The sequence below is a fragment of the Paucihalobacter ruber genome (assembly GCF_006494535.1).
GTDB lineage: Bacteria > Bacteroidota > Bacteroidia > Flavobacteriales > Flavobacteriaceae > Paucihalobacter > Paucihalobacter ruber.
The window spans coordinates 167,203-185,286 of sequence record NZ_VHIQ01000002.1 but is presented as its reverse complement, the minus strand read 5'-3'; the positions used below and the strand labels follow the sequence as shown (position 1 = coordinate 185,286).

19 protein-coding genes are annotated in these 18,084 nt (G+C 38.1%); 8 read left to right on the top strand and 11 right to left on the bottom strand.

Going from position 1 to position 18,084, the window contains the following annotated elements; translation table 11 throughout:
• Window positions 1-48: 48 nt before the first annotated feature.
• Window positions 49-855, bottom strand: a complete 807-nt coding sequence (locus tag FJ651_RS04330; protein ID WP_140989188.1) for a copper resistance protein NlpE N-terminal domain-containing protein — start codon at window positions 853-855, stop codon at window positions 49-51.
• Between the two features lie 113 nt (window positions 856-968).
• The gene (gene metG / locus FJ651_RS04325) at window positions 969-3,023 is read right to left on the bottom strand and encodes a methionine--tRNA ligase (RefSeq protein WP_140989187.1); all 2,055 of its coding nucleotides are present in this window, start codon (window positions 3,021-3,023) and stop codon (window positions 969-971) included.
• A gap of 79 nt (window positions 3,024-3,102) precedes the next feature.
• Between metG and FJ651_RS04320 the strand changes: the two genes are divergently transcribed.
• Window positions 3,103-4,116, top strand: a complete 1,014-nt coding sequence (locus FJ651_RS04320; RefSeq protein WP_394348079.1) for a S66 peptidase family protein — start codon at window positions 3,103-3,105, stop codon at window positions 4,114-4,116.
• Here FJ651_RS04320 and FJ651_RS04315 read toward each other — a convergent pair.
• A complete protein-coding gene (locus FJ651_RS04315; protein ID WP_140989185.1) occupies window positions 4,109-4,465 on the bottom strand; it encodes a hypothetical protein in 357 nt (118 codons plus the stop codon). The genes FJ651_RS04320 and FJ651_RS04315 overlap by 8 nt on opposite strands.
• On the bottom strand, window positions 4,462-4,761 hold the full coding sequence (locus tag FJ651_RS04310; RefSeq protein ID WP_140989184.1) for a hypothetical protein: 300 nt from the start codon (window positions 4,759-4,761) through the stop codon (window positions 4,462-4,464). The genes FJ651_RS04315 and FJ651_RS04310 overlap by 4 nt, the downstream gene beginning before the upstream one ends.
• Window positions 4,762-4,850: 89 nt before the next feature.
• Between FJ651_RS04310 and FJ651_RS04305 the strand changes: the two genes are divergently transcribed.
• Together FJ651_RS04305 and FJ651_RS04300 are read left to right on the top strand one after the other, a co-directional pair.
• Window positions 4,851-5,210 (top strand): YraN family protein, encoded by a 360-nt coding sequence (locus FJ651_RS04305; protein ID WP_140989183.1) that lies wholly within the window; start codon window positions 4,851-4,853, stop codon window positions 5,208-5,210.
• Window positions 5,211-5,474: 264 nt separating this feature from the next.
• On the top strand, window positions 5,475-6,110 hold the full coding sequence (locus FJ651_RS04300) for a hypothetical protein (RefSeq protein WP_140989182.1): 636 nt from the start codon (window positions 5,475-5,477) through the stop codon (window positions 6,108-6,110).
• A 2-nt stretch (window positions 6,111-6,112) separates the two neighbouring features.
• Here the strand turns inward: FJ651_RS04300 and nadD are convergent, their stop codons facing one another.
• From nadD to FJ651_RS04285, 3 genes are all read right to left on the bottom strand, one after another.
• Entirely contained in the window at window positions 6,113-6,691 is a 579-nt protein-coding gene (nadD, locus tag FJ651_RS04295) for a nicotinate (nicotinamide) nucleotide adenylyltransferase (RefSeq protein WP_140989181.1), read from the bottom strand.
• Window positions 6,692-6,696: 5 nt separating this feature from the next.
• Window positions 6,697-7,266, bottom strand: a complete 570-nt coding sequence (gmk, locus tag FJ651_RS04290) for a guanylate kinase (RefSeq protein ID WP_140989180.1) — start codon at window positions 7,264-7,266, stop codon at window positions 6,697-6,699.
• 84 nt (window positions 7,267-7,350) lie between these two features.
• A complete protein-coding gene (locus FJ651_RS04285) occupies window positions 7,351-8,208 on the bottom strand; it encodes a YicC/YloC family endoribonuclease (protein WP_140989179.1) in 858 nt (285 codons plus the stop codon).
• 122 nt (window positions 8,209-8,330) lie between these two features.
• On the opposite strand from FJ651_RS04285, the gene FJ651_RS04280 reads away from it, so the two are divergent.
• On the top strand, window positions 8,331-8,810 hold the full coding sequence (locus FJ651_RS04280) for an acyl-CoA thioesterase (RefSeq protein ID WP_140989178.1): 480 nt from the start codon (window positions 8,331-8,333) through the stop codon (window positions 8,808-8,810).
• Here the strand turns inward: FJ651_RS04280 and FJ651_RS04275 are convergent.
• From FJ651_RS04275 to FJ651_RS04265, 3 genes are all read right to left on the bottom strand, one after another.
• Window positions 8,799-9,692, bottom strand: coding sequence for a DMT family transporter (locus FJ651_RS04275; protein WP_140989177.1), 894 nt, complete (start codon window positions 9,690-9,692; stop codon window positions 8,799-8,801). The two genes, FJ651_RS04280 and FJ651_RS04275, sit on opposite strands and share 12 nt — an antisense overlap.
• On the bottom strand, window positions 9,685-10,038 hold the full coding sequence (locus tag FJ651_RS04270; RefSeq protein ID WP_140989176.1) for an arsenate reductase family protein: 354 nt from the start codon (window positions 10,036-10,038) through the stop codon (window positions 9,685-9,687). Before FJ651_RS04270 ends, FJ651_RS04275 begins: the two co-directional genes overlap by 8 nt.
• A 61-nt stretch (window positions 10,039-10,099) precedes the next feature.
• Complete coding sequence (locus tag FJ651_RS04265; RefSeq protein WP_140989175.1) at window positions 10,100-10,840, bottom strand: DUF3298 and DUF4163 domain-containing protein; 741 nt, start codon at window positions 10,838-10,840, stop codon at window positions 10,100-10,102.
• 120 nt (window positions 10,841-10,960) lie between these two features.
• On the opposite strand from FJ651_RS04265, the gene FJ651_RS04260 reads away from it, so the two are divergent.
• A complete protein-coding gene (locus FJ651_RS04260; protein ID WP_140989174.1) occupies window positions 10,961-12,100 on the top strand; it encodes a cystathionine gamma-synthase in 1,140 nt (379 codons plus the stop codon).
• Window positions 12,101-12,105: 5 nt separating this feature from the next.
• Here the strand turns inward: FJ651_RS04260 and FJ651_RS04255 are convergent, their stop codons facing one another.
• The gene (locus FJ651_RS04255) at window positions 12,106-12,894 is read right to left on the bottom strand and encodes a THC0290_0291 family protein (RefSeq protein ID WP_140989173.1); all 789 of its coding nucleotides are present in this window, start codon (window positions 12,892-12,894) and stop codon (window positions 12,106-12,108) included.
• Between the two features lie 212 nt (window positions 12,895-13,106).
• On the opposite strand from FJ651_RS04255, the gene gdhA reads away from it, so the two are divergent.
• The 3 genes from gdhA to recO all read left to right on the top strand — a co-directional run bounded on the left by gdhA (window position 13,107) and on the right by recO (window position 17,679).
• A complete protein-coding gene (gene gdhA / locus FJ651_RS04250) occupies window positions 13,107-14,450 on the top strand; it encodes an NADP-specific glutamate dehydrogenase (RefSeq protein ID WP_140989172.1) in 1,344 nt (447 codons plus the stop codon).
• Window positions 14,451-14,571: 121 nt separating this feature from the next.
• Window positions 14,572-16,956, top strand: coding sequence for a type IX secretion system anionic LPS delivery protein PorZ (gene porZ / locus FJ651_RS04245; protein ID WP_140989171.1), 2,385 nt, complete (start codon window positions 14,572-14,574; stop codon window positions 16,954-16,956).
• 6 nt (window positions 16,957-16,962) lie between these two features.
• A complete protein-coding gene (gene recO, locus FJ651_RS04240) occupies window positions 16,963-17,679 on the top strand; it encodes a DNA repair protein RecO (protein ID WP_140989170.1) in 717 nt (238 codons plus the stop codon).
• The last annotated feature ends 405 nt before the right edge of the window (window positions 17,680-18,084 follow it).

Sequence of the window (18,084 nt, the reverse complement as noted above, 5' to 3'; positions counted from 1 at the left end):
AAAGCGGCTTAGAAATTCCGAAGCCGCTTTTTTTATTTTAAAATCTTTCTAGTACAAATAAACCACTTCAAATCTGGCTAAAGGTGCCATTCTTGCTTTGTTCAAAACCAAAGTGGTTTCGGTGAGGTTATAATTGTCGGCTGTTTCGAGTACATTCATGAAATTTCGTTCGGTTTCCATATCTTGGCAGGCCATTAATGTAGAGGCCATTTTAGAAAATTTAATCCTGTTACCTTCCATTAACTCGTAGTTACCGTTAAACATATTACAGCTGCCGTTACCGTGTGCACGGTTGTTTTCTGATTTTAAAATTAGATAGGCTTCTCTGTTACCTTTTCCCGTAGTAACAGGCTGACCGTTGAGTTCTACTAATTTCCAGTATTTCTCGGTAATTTCAACCTGGTCTTTTTTCAGGATGTATTTTTCGGCTAAATCACCCGTAATTCGGTTACCTTCCTGATCTAACATAAACAGCTGATTTTCGCCAACCTTGAATTGTTTGACGGTACCGTCGGTATCGGTTAGAGCGATGTCAGAACCTTTGTCATTCCATTTAAAACTTCCGGTACTTACAAAAATGCTGTCGCTTTTTCCCAGATATTTAGATTGGTGTTTAAAGGTTAGGTCGTTGTTAAGTGTTAATGCTGTGGCTATGCCTTCGCAATCTGCGCATGGCAATGTGCCTTGATAAGTGCCGTTCCAATCTAAAGAATTTTTGCTGGTGGCAGCGTCAGGCACTGGTGCGGCTTCCATTGCAGGTTCGGCAGGTTGGTTTTCCTGTTTTGCCTTGTCGTTGCAACTCATTACAAGCAACAAGCCAATTAAACTGAAGTTTAAAATTTTTCTTGTATTCATTGTTATTAGTGATTAATTCGTATTAAAGATACAATAAAAATTGAATCTAAAAAAACTCAATCTGTTGCTTTACATACGTTTAAAAATAACAAAAGGATGTTTTGCGATAAAATTTAACTAATGCTTAGGCCGTTGGGAACATTGGTATCATCCGGGTTAACAAAAACCAGTTTGCCGTCGGCATCCTCGGTCATTAAAATCATACCTTCGCTATCGATACCTCTAAGTTTTCGAGGCGCTAAATTAACCAATACAGTTACGCGTTTACCTATTATTTCTTCGGGTGAAAAGCTTTCGGCTATGCCCGAAACAATGGTTCTAATATCAATACCCGTGTCAACTTTTAAAACCAGTAATTTATTAGCCTTTGGCATTTTTTCGGCTTCTAAAATGGTACCGGTTCTTATATCGAGTTTGCTAAAATCATCAAAAGTAATCGTTGGCTTTTGAGGTTCGGCCTTTTTACCGGCAGCCTCATTAGCTTTTTTGCTTTGAAGTAATTTGTCTAGTTGTTGTTGAATGGCATCGTCTTCAATTTTTGAAAATAGCAACTCAGCTTCATTGATTTGATGGCCATTTTCAATCAAAACATCTTTTTCAGAAACATCATTCCAAAGTATCGCATTCAGATTTAAAATATGTTTTAATTTTTTGGCTGTAAAGGGTAAAAACGGTTCACTTAACACGGCCAATGCTGCTGCAATTTGAAGTGCTACAAACATAACAGTCTGGGTGCGGGCTTCATCGGTTTTAATCAACTTCCAGGGTTCTTCGTCGGCCAAGTATTTATTACCCAGTCTGGCTAAATTGATTAATTCCTGACTTGCTTCTCTGAAGCGATAACGCCCTATGGCGCTGCTGAGAACTGCCGGATAGGCTTTAACGGCTTGTAAGGTTTCGTTGTCTATTTCGCTGAAGTTGGTTGCCTGTGGTATAATACCGTTGTAATATTTGTGCGTTAGCACGACCACACGATTGATGAAATTCCCAAAAATAGCCACCAATTCACTATTGTTTCTGGTTTGAAAATCTTTCCAGGTGAAGTCGTTATCCTTAGTTTCTGGTGCATTGGCTGTAAGTGCGTAACGCAATACATCCTGCTGATTTGGAAATTCTTCCAGATAATCAGGTAGCCAGACAGCCCAGTTTTTTGAGGTAGATAATTTGTTGCCTTCCAAATTTAAAAATTCGTTGGCCGGTACGTTGTCCGGTAAAATGTAGCTGCCTTCTGCCTTTAGCATTGAAGGAAAGATAATGCAGTGAAACACAATATTGTCTTTGCCGATAAAGTGTACCAGCTTGGTGTTTTTGTCTTTCCAGTACAGTTCCCAGTTTTTGCCTTCGCGTGCTGCCCATTCTTTAGTTGAAGAGATGTAGCCAATTGGCGCATCAAACCACACGTAAAGCACTTTTCCCTCGGCACCGTCTACTGGTACGGGAATGCCCCAATCTAAATCACGGGTTACGGCGCGCGGTCTTAAACCATCGTCAATCCAGGATTTAACCTGACCGTACACATTAGGTTTCCAATCTTTTTGATGGCCCTTCAAAATCCATTCGGTTAAAAAATCTTCATATTGGTCTAATGGCAAATACCAGTGTTTGGTTTGTTTTAAAGTAGGCACATTACCTGTGATGGCCGATTTCGGATTAATTAAATCAGTGGCATTTAAACTGCTCCCGCATTTTTCGCATTGATCGCCATAAGCTTCAGGATTGCCGCATTTTGGGCAAGTACCGGTGACAAATCTATCGGCTAAAAACTGATTGGCCGCTTCGTCGTAAAGTTGTTCAGAAGTTTCTTCAACAAATTTGCCTTTATCATACAGAGTTTTGAAAAATTCTGAAGCCGTTTCGTGGTGAACCTTTGCGGTGGTTCGGGAATAATTATCAAAGGAAATACCAAAATCTTCAAACGATTTTTTAATAATGGCATGATATTTATCTACGATATCTTGGGGTGATACGCCTTCGTTTTTAGCCTTGATGGTAATAGGTACACCATGCTCATCGCTACCGCAAATAAAAGCCACATCATTGCCTGTGAGTCTTAAATATCGGACATAAATATCGGCAGGCACGTAAACTCCCGCCAAATGCCCAATGTGAATAGGACCGTTGGTATATGGCAAAGCTGCAGTAATAGTGTAGCGTTCAGGCGTATTCATAATAAAATAAGTACTTAAAATTTAAGGCACAAAAGTAATCAATTAAAGCCCATTTAGAAAAAAAATGTACTTTTACGCTATGCAGAAGATCCAATTAACAACGGGCATTATTTTGGGGTTGATGTTGATATCAATTCAAATTCTTTTTGCCCAAAACAACGCCCATACCAATACTATGAAACTCAAACAACCACCCTATTTAAAGGCAGGTGACACCGTTGCTATTGTAGCACCTTCAGGAATTCTTAACGGGCGCAGTGGAGAGATTGAGCGAGCCAAAGCGTTATTGAAAAGCTGGAACCTTCATGTGGTGATTGGAAAACACGTATTTAAACAAAACAATCATTTTGCCGGTACCGACGATGAACGCTGCGAAGATTTTCAAAATGCATTAGACGACCCAAAAATTAAAGCCATTTGGTGCGCGCGCGGTGGTTATGGTACCGTGCGAATTTTGGAAAAATTAGATTACACAAAATTTAGAGAAAAGCCAAAATGGATAATTGGATACAGCGATATTACAGCTTTGCACAATCAATTTCACAACGAAGGATTTGAAAGTATACACGCCATCATGTGTACCAGTTTAATCGATAAGCCCGAAGAATTAGAGCAAAGCATAGAAACCATGAAACAGGCAGTTTTTGGAGAAAAGTTGCAATACAAGTTAAAAGGGTCCAATTATAATAGATCGGGTAAAGTGAGCGCCCCAATTGTTGGCGGTAATTTAACCATGCTACACACCATGCTGGGTTCTAATACCAGCATTGATACCTCAGGCAAAATTTTGTTTATTGAAGAAATAGGTGAGTATAAATACCATATTGATCGCATGTTACAAAGCTTAAAGCGAGCCGGTTATTTCGATAAATGTGCGGGTTTGATTGTGGGTGATATGTCTAAAATGAGAAAAAACACAACGCCTTGGGGTAGCAGTATTGAACAACTCATTATCGATGCTTTGGCCGAATATAACTTCCCGATAGCCTTTAATATGCCGGCCGGCCATGAAAACGACAATAGAGCTCTTATTTTAGGCAGAACCATTGATTTAGAAGTTACCAAAGAAGGCAGTATCATTAACTTTAAATAAGTTTTTTCTTCTGAAGCAGATAGAAAGCTGATGCACCTATGGCATACATGAGTACATCTAACCAATCGGCTGTGTAGCGTTGACTAATTTTTGGCAGTAGCCACTCAAAAAATAAGGCGTAATAAATGGTAAGCGAAACAATGGCCGAAATTGGAATTATAAAATGTTGGTTGCTATAAAAGTATCGTAATAGTGCCAAAATTACAATTAAAACTATGGGCATGCACAGTAAATCGGCTGCGTAAAAATGTACCCAATTGGGCAGGTTGAGCTGAAATAGTTTTGCCAAATACAATAATAATCCGAAGACTAAAATACTTATTGTTATGGGATTTGAGAAGGTTTTCATGCGGCTGTCATTGCAAAAAGCCAGGCAATAAAAGCACCAATAGCCATAACGGCCGACCAGACATAGTAAATCAAATATCCAAAAACGCGCACGACAAAAAAACGATGATTTTTGTATTTATCCACCACCGAAAAACTGGTTTTTTCGTCGTGGTCGTGGTATTCTTGACGGCGTTTTTCAGATTTTTTATGCTCTAAATCTCTTCTTATTTTAAAGTTGATAAGCGTACCGCAATTGGTGCAATAGTCTTGATTGACATTATAAGTACCGCATTTTGGGCATTTAATTTTTCTCAAAGCTTATCTTGTCTTGATTGATTTACAAAGTTAGGGTATAATTTTAAAAGCCTGTGAAGTGTAAAAGCCTATTTTTTGTAATTTTAAGCATGGCAGAACATAATAAATTGGGCGACTTGGGCGAGGAGCTTGCTGTGGCGCATCTGGTTAAAAACGGTTACGATATCTTAGAACGCAATTACGCCTACCAAAAAGCCGAAGTTGACATAATTGCTCAAACAGGTCAAACCCTTGTAGTGGTTGAAGTAAAAACCCGGTCAACTGCCGATTTTGGAAACCCCCAGGATTTTCTAAAACCAAAACAAATTAAACGCTTAGTAATGGCCGTTGATGCCTATATTATTAACAACGATTTAGACGTTGAGGTTAGATTTGATATCATTGCCATTGTAATGGATGGCAATAAAATTAACCTGGAACATATCGAGGATGCCTTTTATCATTTCTAATTCCCACGAAAGTGGGAATCTTATACACGAAAGTGGGAATCTCATCATTATAAATGGCAATTCTTCCTACAAGTAAGTGTCAATATCAAGTGGAGATATTATAAACAGAAGTATTTCAACTCTCTGAAATCTTGATGTAGTTCATCGAAAACTGTAAGAAAAAACAACAAAAATGAATTAATTTTTGTTGTTCAACGATTATATTTTGAATTAAGCCGACATTCTTTATACTTTTCGAGTATTAAACCCCAAAATACTAAAATTATGAAAAATGCACACCTACTGCTAGCTTCATTTATTTTTTGCATACTCGCATGTACGCAAGAACCAATAACTGAAGATCAACAAATGTTTGAAAGAAAGGTTAAAGACGTCACATTACCATCAGAGGCTCCGTTAGAAGCTACAACTGAAACTTCTTCAGAAACCAATTTAGACGGTCATTGTTTCTCTACAAATCTTATTGCAGGACAGCACTATGTTGCCGGATCTGTTACCATTGACATAGACGGCGATAATTTAATTATTACTTACGCAACCAACGAGGACTGGACTATTGGAATAACACATTTACATATTGGAAATTGCGAGGAAGACTGGGTGCCACTTACCGGCTCCGGTAATCCGCGTATCGGGCATTTTGAATATACCGAACCGTATTCTTCAAGTGCTACAGAAGTTGTTTATGTGATTAGTTTAGAGGGCATCGGTGACACATTTTGTTTCGCTGCGCATGCCGAAGTTAAAGGTCCTACAGGAGGAGAAACCGCCTGGGCTGAAGGTATTCAGTTTTCGGGTAAAAGCTGGGCCATGTATGCTGAGGTTGATTTATCAGACTGCACAGCACAAGATGATGATGAAGATGATGAAGAGGAAGATGATCCTTTTACAGCATTTTAAAATTACTTGTAAAAATTCATCTCATCAAGATACTTCCAAACATTTTCGGGCAACATTGGTCTAACATTGTTGCCCGATTTTATTTGTGACCTTATTAGGGTTGAAGACAATTCAATCACCGGTGCTGTAATGTGATGTATGTTTGGATGGCTGTCAAATTGGGTTTCTATCTTACCATTAGAAATTCTGGGATAACAATAAATCTCATATTCCTCTAAAATGACCTCGTAATTTTTCCACTTGTGAAAACTTTTCAGGTTATCCTCACCCATAATCAGAGCAAATTGGTGCTCAGGAAATTTTTCTTTTAAATAGACCAAGGTGTTAACGGTGTAATTGGGTTGTGGTAAGTTAAATTCAATATCGCTTGGCTTGATATTGGCGTAATCTTTAGTGGCTAAATGTACCATTTCCAGCCGTTGGTAATTGTCGAGCATAGATTGTTTCACCTTAAATGGGCTTAATGGCGTAATCACCATCCATATTTGGTCTAAGTCGCTGTTTTCGGCCAAGTGATTGGCAATGATCAAATGACCCACATGAATGGGGTTAAAAGTGCCAAAAAACAATCCAATTTTCATCTTTACTAAGGAACAAAGTTTGAGACCAAACCGTAGGCTTCTTCTAAAGCGTGTTCTAAGGTGTCGTTGATGATGACGTGATCAAACAACGGTGCTGTTGCCAATTCTGCCGATGCTTTGGCAATGCGCATGTTGATTTTATCGGTGCTTTCAGTTTGACGATTTTTAAGTCTTATTTTAAGCTCGTCAATGCTGGGTGGTTTTACAAATATGGCGAGTGTTTGTTCAGGAAATTTTCGCTTAATACGCAATCCGCCCGATACGTCAATGTCAAAGATTACATTCTTACCTTCTGCCCACAGGCGTTCAACTTCGCTTTTAAGCGTCCCGTAAAAGTTATCCCGGTAAACTTCTTCCCATTCTAAAAACTCGTCGTTTTTAATTTTCTTTTTAAAATCTTCAAAACTTAAAAAATAGTAGTCTTTGCCGTTTTCTTCTGCACCTCTTTTTTCTCTCGATGTGGCCGAAATAGAAAATGCCAGATTTAATTCAGGTTGGGCCAGTAAGTGCCGCACAATGGTAGTTTTACCTGAGCCTGATGGTGCTGAGAATACAATGAGTTTGCCTTTTGTCATTATAATTGATTAATCTTCAAATCTAGTATTTTGGAATTTGGTATTTGATACTTGGAATTTGGAACTTGTATTTTAGTTTTAACCCTACAACACATTCAGCAATTGTTCTTTAATTTTCTCAAGCTCGTCTTTCATTTGCACTACCAGTTTTTGCATGGGTGCATGGTTTGATTTTGAGCCTATGGTATTAATTTCTCTACCTATTTCCTGAGCGATAAATCCTAACTTTTTACCGTTGGAATCGTCTGATACCAGTGCTTTTAAAAAATATTTCAGGTGGTTATCGAGCCTCACTTTCTCCTCAGTGATATCGTATTTTTCAAGGTAGTATATAAGCTCTTGCTCAAAACGGTTTTCGTCTACTTTTTCTTTTAAATCGGCCACGGCTTTTTCAAGGCGTTGTCTTACTGCTGCCATCCTATCGGGATCCATTGCCATGACCTGTTCTAAAATATCGGCAATGGTGTTGATACGGTTTTCAAAATCTTTTAAAAGCACCATTCCTTCATCATTACGGTATTGAATAATATACTGAAGGGCTTGTTCTATACCGGCTTGTATGTCATGCCATTCGTCTTCGTCTATATCTTCTCTTTCGGTGGTAACCACATCCGGTAAACGCATAGCAATAGTTAACAACTCGGCTTCAGTACCAATGGCCACTTCCCTGAGTTGTTTTATGTAAGCTTTTACTACTGCCTGGTTAATTCGTGTAGCTGTTTCTTCGCCGGTTAGCTCCATGTACAAGGAAAAATCTACTTTGCCTCTTTCCAATTGGTTGGCAATGCGTTTTCGAATGTCGAGCTCTTTTTCTCTGTACAATGACGGAATTCGGGTATTTAAATCTAAGCTTTTGCTGTTAAGCGATTTAATTTCAATAGAAATTTTTTTATTAGGAAGCTGAAGCACGGTTTTTCCGTAACCGGTCATGGATTGAAGCATACCAAAAGTATTTATAATGAAGTGCAAAGGTAATTAATTAACCTGAAGGATGAAGGGCTTTTTTACCTTTGAGATATTATGCGCGCATAAGAAAATATGTATCTTTGCATCAAACCAATATTATGTATAAAAAGGAGTTTGAAATTAGATGGAGCGATGTTGATGCCAATGCGCATTTGGCCAATTCTGCCTACACCAATTTTATGAGTCATGCCCGAATGTCGTTTTTTAACGATAACGGATTTACCATGCCCGAAATTGCCAAACATCAAATTGGCCCTGTAGTTTTTTACGAACACATGTACTACTTTAAGGAATCGTTTTTAGGTACGCCCATAACGGTGACCATTGAAATGGATGGTTTGAGTGAAGATGGCATGTTTTTTAAATTTCACCACGATTTTTATAATCACAAAGGAGAACATTTGGCGCATTGCGAGATGTTGGGCGGTTGGATTCACCTAAAAGAAAGAAGGTTAACTGCCTTACCAAAAGTATTATTAGATTTGGCACATCAATTCCCCAAATCTGATACCTATAAAACGCTCACTAAGGAAGATACCAGAAAACACGGTAAGAAACCGCAAAATTTAGTCTTGTAATTTAGGTTTTTTAGTTACCAGATATACCCCTGAAAAAATAAGTACCGCCGAAATAATTTTGATGAGATCAATGCTATCGGCACCCATGGTTATGGCAAAAATAGTGGCAATTACCGGCTGCAGGTAAATAAAAATACCCACAGTTGAAGCTCTTAAGTGTCTTAATGCTAGTGGGTTTAATAAAAAAGTTCCAAAAGTAGCCCCAACTACTACAAATAATAAGGAGGCATAGGCAGCCGGTGTAAAAATGGTCCAATCTATTTGCTTCACATCTCCAAAACTAAAAGGTAACATCATGATGGTACCAAATAAAAATAACCATTTTATAAAGGTAAACGGATGGTATTTTACGGTAAGTTTCTTTATCATAATGATATAGATACTGTAAGAAATGACATTAACCAAAATGAGTAAATTTCCTAATAGTACATTGTCACCAATTCTAATAGATTTGCCGTAAATACTCAGGATAAAAGCACCGGCAAAGGCCAATATAACCCCAGCAATTTTCAGTTTGGTGATAGCTTCCTTTAGGTAAAAGGAAGATAAAATAATGATGATAATAGGAGTAATCGATATGATTGCCGCGGCATTAATAGGTGTTGTAAGCTCCAATCCTTTTAAGAAAAACAACATGTTAATCACCACACCAAAAAACGCCGCAAACACAAAGGTGATAAAATCTTTAGGGGCTATTTTTTCTTTGGGAAAGAACGCTGTTACCACCCAAAATAAGGTTGTAGCACCGGCAATTCTTAAAAGTACCAATGCCGTAGACGATACAAAATTGTCGTTAATGAGATTTTTGGCAAAGGTAAAATTGATACCATACAATAACTGAACAGTAAAAAGTGCCAGTAAAGCGAAGGTGCGGTTAGACATGAAGTGCTTGTTTGGCGGCTTCCACTACCTTAGGGCTGTTACCAATAAAAATTTGTTGTTCTAACACCAACACGGGTCTTTTTAAAAATGTGTAATGCTCGAGAATGTAATGCTTAAAGTCGGCCTCTTTTAACGGGTTATCTTTTAACCCCATTTCTTTATAAAGTTTAGCACGTTTGCTGAAAAGTGTTTCATAGCTTCCGGCTAAGTTTTTAAGATTCTCCAGTTGTTCAACGGTTATAGGTTGTTCTTTAATATCCTGTAACTTTACATCTACCGGTAATTGTAAAGATTTTAAAATTCGTAAGCAGGTATCGCAGGTTTTAAGATAGAAAAAGTGCTTCATAACAGGTTAACAACTCAAAATTTTGACGCAAAAGTAACATCACTATTTTAATCAACCTAATTTACCGCACTTTTAAAAACTTTTCCAGTTCGTTAAATTCAATTAAAAACTCGGTATAGCCTTGGGCATAGGAGGCAATTTCGTATTTATTGTAGACAAAAATCAAACCCTGGTCGTTTAGCCCCATGTTTTCGGGCAGCTTAAAATCATCACCAAAAAAGTAGTCGTTTACGTTGCCTTCGTTTTTTATGACTTCAGCCTCAAATTTATTTTTAGCGAGTGTCATAAATTCTGCATTGAGGTCTAGAACATCGTCCACCTTTAAAATTTCACCTGTTTCAGTATTAAAATTAAAAAGCTTAATGTAATCGTTGCCATGGGCGCCACCTGTAAAAAGATAGGAATTGATAGCAATAGTGGTGATTAGTGGGGAGTTGTATAGCAATTCGCCCTCAATATAAGCTTCCCACGGAACGATATCTTCAGGAAAATCGGCTTTAAACTTTTGAAATTCTAAATTAAAATCTGAGATGGCCTTATTAACGTCGGTTTCCGGTGAGGGCTTTTCCGCAAAACTTATAGCGTTGACTATATAATTATTCACGGTTTGGTTAATTCGTTCGGCGGCAATATTATTATTGATAATAATAGGATAATCTACTTCAACCTTAACGCCATCTTCTAAGGCAAAGTGGGTGGTTTTAAAATCTAAACCTGTTTCGGTTCCGCAGGAAACGGTTAATATAGTGGCTACAAGAATGAGAACAAGTTTCTTCAACGGTTTATCGAGTTTGTTAAACATAGCTTAAAGATATTACATACATTTGACATCATCTAAGATACACGTAAATTTGTTTATGTTTTTTGATTTTTATCAGTTTTCAAAAACAGAACATTTTTAACTTAATTTATAAATAATATCATGAAATTTAACACCAAAACCATTCACGGTGGTCAACATCACGATCCTGCTTACGGTGCCGTGATGCAACCCATATACCAAACTTCTACTTATGCGCAATCAACGCCAGGCGGCCATAAGGGTTACGAGTACTCACGCACTCACAACCCTACGCGTAATGCCCTCGAGAGTGCCTTTGCCAGTATTGAAAACGGTAAACACGGATTGGCTTTTGGCTCTGGATTAGCGGCCATTGATGCTGTTTTAAAATTGTTACAACCGGGTGATGAGGTGATTTCTACCAACGATTTATACGGTGGTACCTATAGATTGTTTACTAAAATTTACGAAAACTTTGGTATAAAATTCCATTTTATAGGAATGGAAAACACCAAGAAAATTGAAGATTATATCACACCAAACACCAGATTGATTTGGGTTGAAACGCCTACCAACCCAATGATGAATGTGATTGATATTCGTGCTATTTCGACTATTGCCAAAAATAACAAACTGTTATTAGCGGTAGACAATACCTTTGCTACCCCTTATTTGCAACAGCCTTTAGAATTAGGAGCCGATATTGTGATGCATTCGGTTACAAAATATCTGGGAGGTCATAGCGATGTGGTGATGGGTGCTTTAATTGTAAAAGATGATGCGCTTGCCGAAAAACTATACTTTATACAAAACGCCAGTGGTGCTGTTTGCGGTCCGCAAGACAGCTTCTTGGTATTGCGTGGCTTAAAAACTTTGCATGTAAGAATGCAGCGTCATTGTGAAAACGGTCGTGCCATTGCCCAATTTTTAAACAATCATCCCAAAATAGAAAAGGTCTATTGGCCCGGTTTACCCGAGCATCCAAATCACGATATTGCAAAGGCCCAAATGAAAGATTTTGGCGGCATGGTATCTTTTGTCACCAAAGGAAACAATTACGCTGAGGCCATTAGAATTGTTGAAAATCTAAAAATCTTTACCTTGGCCGAGTCATTGGGTGGTGTGGAGTCGCTTGCGGGACATCCGGCCAGTATGACGCATGCCAGTATTCCAAAAGAAGAACGCGAAAAAACTGGTGTTGTAGATTCTTTAATTAGATTGAGTGTAGGTATTGAGGATATTGATGATTTAATAGCCGATTTAACTCAGGCCATAGGATAAATCTACTAATCTAAATAATAAATATACCCAAAGTTTAACCAAACCAACCAGTCGTTGGCCCTGTTAGAATCTAATTGGTGGTTGAGGCCGTCTACCCAGTTACTGCCGTAATATTGCCATCTTAAGTCGAGCATTAAATCGGATAGCACGGTGAGTTTGTAGCGTACGCCAACACTCCAAACAACAGACCAAACGGTTCCGTTTTCGTCGCTTATGGAACCTGGTCTCCAAAAAGAGTAAAAATTACTGGGATTGTTAATGTTATTATCTCCAAAAGTGGTAAATGCTTTAGGATTGTACCAAGTATGGTGCACACCTAAACTAACAAATGGCGCAAAAGAGTTAACTCTCGCGGCAAAAGCCCTAATACTATTTGGAAAATATTCCAGCTGCATACCCACATCAAAATTGTTGGCCTCTCCCGAGTGGGCCCTTAACCTATCGGCATTAACACTGGTTCTTGATTCGTCTACCCATTTTCCAAAATGGTTAAGTTCTGTTTTATTCCATGAAACTTCACTGCGTAATTTAAAGTGGTCGTTGAAATAAGTGTCAGTTGAATAACAGTTACAATCTGCTCTGTATGAAAAGTTAATATAGTGAATGATACCAATACCAATACCGGTATTTCCGGCGTTGGTTTCTAAATCATTTCTTACACCAAAATCAGATTGAAAGGCAACCGGACCAGCAATAACGCCAATTTCATGAGAAAAACCAAATTGGGCAAAAAGGTTATTTAAACCCAAAATAATGGCTAAACATGTAAATAACCTCTTCAAATTTAATATCATATGGTTTATTAGTTGAGGCAATAAAAAACAAATATATGAAAACGCAGTGAACCTCAAAATATTATTAATACAATCGCATATTTTGTTTACTTTATGCAGGCTTTAAAGTATTTTTATTATTTTAAAGAAATTTTGAGAATTTCAAAAAAAATGCATGCCGAAATTAAAGATACCTTATCTTTGCGCCGTGAAATTCATAATCATTAAATTTAATGGAAGATAAAATTAAATCCTTTCTTGATCTCGTGGCCGAAAGAAACGGTCATGAGCCGGAATTTATGCAAGCTGTACAAGAAGTTGCCGAAACGGTTATTCCTTACATAGCTCAGCATGACATTTACAATGGGAAAAATATATTACTAAGAATGGTTGAGCCCGAGCGCGTTATAACTTTTCGAGTTTGCTGGGTTGACGACCAAGGCGAAATACAGGTGAACCGAGGTTATAGAATTCAAATGAATTCTGCCATTGGTCCGTATAAAGGCGGTTTACGTTTTCACCCAACTGTTAATATGAGTATTCTAAAGTTTTTAGCTTTTGAACAAGTGTTTAAAAACAGTTTAACCACCTTGCCTATGGGCGGTGGAAAAGGTGGCGCCGATTTTGATCCTAAAGGAAAGAGCGACGGTGAAATTATGCGTTTTTGTCATGCCTTTATGAGTGAATTATTTAGACATATTGGTAATGATACCGATGTACCTGCAGGTGATATTGGTGTAGGTGCTCGTGAAGTGGGTTTCATGTTTGGGATGTATAAAAAACTAAGAAATGAGTTTACAGGTGTTTTAACCGGTAAAGGTTTATCATGGGGTGGATCTTTAATCAGACCCGAAGCAACAGGTTACGGAAACGTATATTTTGCACAAAGTATGCTCAATACCAGAGGCAATAGTTTTGAAGGAAAAACAGTTGTTATTTCAGGTTCTGGTAATGTAGCACAATACGCTGCCGAAAAGGCCATACAACTCGGTGCTAAAGTAATTACGCTTTCAGACTCTTCTGGTTATATCGTAGATTCAGAAGGAATTGATGCCGAAAAACTGGCCTATGTGATGGAGCTTAAAAATGTTAAACGCGGCAGAATTAGCGAGTATACAAAAAAATATTCGTCGGCTAAGTTTGTAGAGGGAAAAACACCATGGGGCGAAAAATGCGATATTGCACTTCCGTGTGCTACGCAAAACGAGTTGAACCATGAAGATGCTCGTACTTTAATTGCCAACGGCTGTATTTGTGTAAGCGAAGGTGCTAACATGCCGTCTACAAATGAGGCGATCAAAGAGTTTCATAAAGCCAAAATTTTATTTGCCCCCGGAAAGGCGTCCAACGCCGGCGGTGTGGCTACTTCAGGTTTAGAAATGACTCAAAACTCCATGCGTTACAGCTGGACCAGAGAAGAAGTAGATAGTAAATTGCAAGATATTATGAGCGATATTCATAAATCTTGTATTAAATACGGTACAGACGATGACGGTTACGTAGACTATGTAAAAGGTGCTAATATAGCCGGCTTTGTAAAAGTGGCCGATGCCATGTTAGCTCAGGGTGTGGTGTAACATTTTCAAACAACAATAATCCAAAGCTTCTGCATCCTGTGCAGAAGCTTTTTTTATAAATACATATCAATACAGCTTATATTTACGTTAGTTATAAATATCTTTGAAGTTTAATTTTAAAATGAAAAAGGCATTCTTTCTCGGTTGTTTTGTGGCGCTTTGCTTCAGTGCATTTGGGCAAAATTTCTCTAATCTTTGGGAAGCGCATTTTTCATATAATAAAATTGTTGGTGTTAGAGCAGGAGACAGTAAAATTTACGCAGCTTCAGAAAACGTGTTGTTTGTTTACGACACACAAACCAACGAGACCTTTAACATCACTACGGTCGATGGACTTTCGGGCGAGTTTATTTCGGCCATTGAATATAGCGAAGAATTTAGACTATTAATCATTGGTTATACCAATGGCTTGATAGAAATATATTCTGAGGCAAACGGTACCATCTTGCCGGTAGTTGATATTTTGGAAAGAGAAACCATAAGCCCAGGCCTAAAAACCATTAATCATTTTAACGAGCACGAAGGCCTCATGTATATTGCCACAGGATTTGGTATTGTGGTTTATAATTTAGAGAGCCTTGAGTTTGGAGATACTTACTTTATTGGTTTGGGTGCTTCTCAAGTCGCAGTTGAACAGACCGCTGTACTTAATGGGTTTATTTACGCCGCCTGCCGTGATAACGCTGCCATTAAATTTGCAGATTTATCCAATCCTAATTTGATAGATTTTGCCCAATGGCAAACCATATCGTCAGGTAACTTTATTACCATGGATGTGGTGAACAACCGTCTTTATACAACCAGATCCAATAATACTTTTAATGAGATTGTAAACAATACCTTACAATTGCGGTTTAGTTTTCCTTCGGTACCACGTGATACTAAGGCAGCTGGTGAGATACTTGTTGTAACTATTAATAACACAATTCTCCTTCTTGATGGTAATGGTGTAGTAACTTCGAGTTTTGGAGTCAACCCCGATTTCCAAACCACCTATAACAGTGCGGTGGTGTTCAGCGAATTTTTATACATCGGTACAGAAAACTTAGGACTTTTGAAAATTCAACTTTCCGATTTTAATAATATTCAAGCCATTTTACCCAATGGTCCATTAAGAAATGATCCTTTTAAAATCAATGCTTTTAGCGGTCAGGTTTGGGTAACTTATGGAGACCACACTGCTTTTTACAATCCATTTCCATTAAGATCACGCGGTTTAAATTATAGGATAGATGACACCTGGAATTCTATTCCTTTTGAAGGTTTACAAAACGCCAGAAACCTAACTTATATAGCTGCTAATCCTTTTAACAATAGGCAAGTGTTTATAAGTGCCTTTCAAGATGGGCTGTTGGAGCTCAACAATTTTGAGTCAACAGTATTATTCAACCAGACTAATAGTGGTTTAGAATCGCTCATCGACCCTAATGCGCCTAATTTCGTTAGCATAAGAGTTAATGGACTTTCTTTTGACAGAACCGGGAAATTATGGTCTATTACCAGTTTGGTGGAAAGACCTTTAAAGAGTTACGATCCTGCCACAGGTAACTGGCAAAGTTATAGCTTCGCTCAGTTGATTGAGAACCCCATTACAGGTGAAAACGGTTTTGGCGACTTGGTAGTAGACAACAACGGCACCAAATGGATTGGTTCTAAGAGAAACGGACTAATTGCCTATAACGAAAACGTAAGCGGTACTCCAATATTAAAAATTGACTCGCAATCTCAAAACATGCCAAACATTAGTGTTGAAGCCATTGCTTTAGATAACCGCAACCAGTTGTGGATTGGCACTGTAAATGGATTAAGGGTACTGTTTAACACGGCTAATATTTTTAATACACCCAACCCCAGTGTCAACAGTATCATCATCGACGAACGCGGTGTGCCAAGAGAGTTGTTGTTAGATGAGTTAATTACTGATATTAAAGTAGATGGTTCTAACAACAAATGGGTTGGTACATTATCTTCTGGAGTATTTTATTTTTCTCAAGACGGTCAACAAACCATTTTTCATTTTACCAGAGACAATTCGCCGTTGCCTTCAAATCAAATTAATGATATTGCAGTAGACGATGTCAATGGGGTGGTTTATTTTGCAACCAGCAGAGGTTTGGTAGCCTTTACATCAGGAAGTTCGGCACCGGAGGAAACTCTGGGTGAAGCCTTTGTGTACCCAAATCCGGTGAGGCCCGAATACGACATCCTGGGCGATAACAACTTAAACGATATTAATCGCGGTGTTAAAATTAAAGGACTCACAGAAAATGTCAATATTAAAATAACCGATGTAGAAGGCAATCTTGTTGCCGAAGCCCAATCGCGCCGAAATTTGCGCAACTCTCGAGCAGGATTTAATATGGCTATTGACGGGGGTATTGCTATCTGGAATGGCCGAAATCTGGCCAACAACATCGTAGCCTCGGGCGTGTATTTAATTTTAATAACCGATTTAGACAGTTTTGAAACCAAGGTGTTAAAACTGCTTATTATTAGAGGAAAATAGCCCGCTATGTTATCTAAAAATAAAGCCATTGTTCTTTCAAAAGTAAAATACAACGACAACGATTTAATATTAAAATGTTACACTGCCGAGCGCGGCTTGATAAGTTATCTGGTGCGCGGCGCCTATAGCAGTAAAAGCAAATCGGGTAAAATGGGTTATTTTCAGGTGCTGTCTCAGCTTCAAATAGAAGAAGATTTTAAACCCAACCGAAGTTTACAATACATCAGAGAAATTAAATCGCTCTTTATTTACAACAGCCTTCAAACTAATTTACACAAAAGCAGTTTGGCCATGTTTTTAGCCGAAGTACTCACCTCTGCTTTAAAAGAAGAATCTAAAAACGAAGACTTATTTAACTACATTAGTGGTAGCTTAGATTATTTAGACCATGAAACTGAGGTGGCTAATTTTCATTTGATGTTTTTGCTTCAGCTTACCAAATATCTGGGCTTTTATCCCGAATTACCACAAGAAACCACCACGTATTTTGATTTAGAAAGCGGACTCTTCACCAATCAGGCTGCGCTGTACACCATTGAAGGGTTGCAGGTTGAATTACTACAGCAGTTACTAAAAATGCCCTTTGAAGCCTATCCGCAAATAAAGCTCAATGCGCAAGGCAGAGTGGCTTTTTTAAATGTATTGCTCTTGTATTTTGAATTGCAACTGGGATATTTTAAAAAACCAAAATCGGTGGAGGTTTTAAATCAGGTTTGGCATTAAACCAAATCGCAAATAAGTATTAAAGTTTGGACTAAGCAAACAGAAGAATTGATTTTCCTCGTTCTTTCGCCCCAACCCTGAAGGGAGCGCTCGAGGAAAATCAATCCCTAATATTAGAGTAAATTAATTGTAATACGGTTAAATGACCTCTATAAAATGTAAGTTGTATTTCAAGCTTTGTGAAAATCTCAGTGGTTTATTTTTTCACCACCGAGGCACTAAGGGCACAGAGGCTTTTCTCTGTCTACCCTGTGTCTCCTCCATAGGCGGACACGTCTGTGTTATATTTTTTTACCACGAAGAGTAGCAAAGTCTCAGAACGAAGGAGTTTTTATATTTGAACACATAAATATATCTTCACTTTTTTTTTGCGTCTTAGCGTCTTGGCGAGCAACAACTAAATAG

What these genes read in the sequence shown, in the direction of transcription:
- nadD (WP_140989181.1), bottom strand. Translation starts at nt 6,691, where the DNA reads ATGAAAATTGGATTGTTTTTTGGCACTTTTAACCCCATTCATGTGGGT.
- FJ651_RS04300 (WP_140989182.1), top strand. Translation starts at nt 5,475, where the DNA reads ATGAAAAATGCACACCTACTGCTAGCTTCATTTATTTTTTGCATACTC.
- recO (WP_140989170.1), top strand. Translation starts at nt 16,963, where the DNA reads ATGTTATCTAAAAATAAAGCCATTGTTCTTTCAAAAGTAAAATACAAC.
- FJ651_RS04305 (WP_140989183.1), top strand. Translation starts at nt 4,851, where the DNA reads ATGGCAGAACATAATAAATTGGGCGACTTGGGCGAGGAGCTTGCTGTG.
- FJ651_RS04255 (WP_140989173.1), bottom strand. Translation starts at nt 12,894, where the DNA reads ATGATATTAAATTTGAAGAGGTTATTTACATGTTTAGCCATTATTTTG.
- gmk (WP_140989180.1), bottom strand. Translation starts at nt 7,266, where the DNA reads ATGACAAAAGGCAAACTCATTGTATTCTCAGCACCATCAGGCTCAGGT.
- FJ651_RS04260 (WP_140989174.1), top strand. Translation starts at nt 10,961, where the DNA reads ATGAAATTTAACACCAAAACCATTCACGGTGGTCAACATCACGATCCT.
- FJ651_RS04320 (WP_394348079.1), top strand. Translation starts at nt 3,103, where the DNA reads ATGCAGAAGATCCAATTAACAACGGGCATTATTTTGGGGTTGATGTTG.
- gdhA (WP_140989172.1), top strand. Translation starts at nt 13,107, where the DNA reads ATGGAAGATAAAATTAAATCCTTTCTTGATCTCGTGGCCGAAAGAAAC.
- FJ651_RS04315 (WP_140989185.1), bottom strand. Translation starts at nt 4,465, where the DNA reads ATGAAAACCTTCTCAAATCCCATAACAATAAGTATTTTAGTCTTCGGA.
- FJ651_RS04280 (WP_140989178.1), top strand. Translation starts at nt 8,331, where the DNA reads ATGTATAAAAAGGAGTTTGAAATTAGATGGAGCGATGTTGATGCCAAT.
- FJ651_RS04275 (WP_140989177.1), bottom strand. Translation starts at nt 9,692, where the DNA reads ATGTCTAACCGCACCTTCGCTTTACTGGCACTTTTTACTGTTCAGTTA.
- FJ651_RS04270 (WP_140989176.1), bottom strand. Translation starts at nt 10,038, where the DNA reads ATGAAGCACTTTTTCTATCTTAAAACCTGCGATACCTGCTTACGAATT.
- FJ651_RS04330 (WP_140989188.1), bottom strand. Translation starts at nt 855, where the DNA reads ATGAATACAAGAAAAATTTTAAACTTCAGTTTAATTGGCTTGTTGCTT.
- FJ651_RS04265 (WP_140989175.1), bottom strand. Translation starts at nt 10,840, where the DNA reads ATGTTTAACAAACTCGATAAACCGTTGAAGAAACTTGTTCTCATTCTT.
- porZ (WP_140989171.1), top strand. Translation starts at nt 14,572, where the DNA reads ATGAAAAAGGCATTCTTTCTCGGTTGTTTTGTGGCGCTTTGCTTCAGT.
- FJ651_RS04285 (WP_140989179.1), bottom strand. Translation starts at nt 8,208, where the DNA reads ATGCTTCAATCCATGACCGGTTACGGAAAAACCGTGCTTCAGCTTCCT.
- metG (WP_140989187.1), bottom strand. Translation starts at nt 3,023, where the DNA reads ATGAATACGCCTGAACGCTACACTATTACTGCAGCTTTGCCATATACC.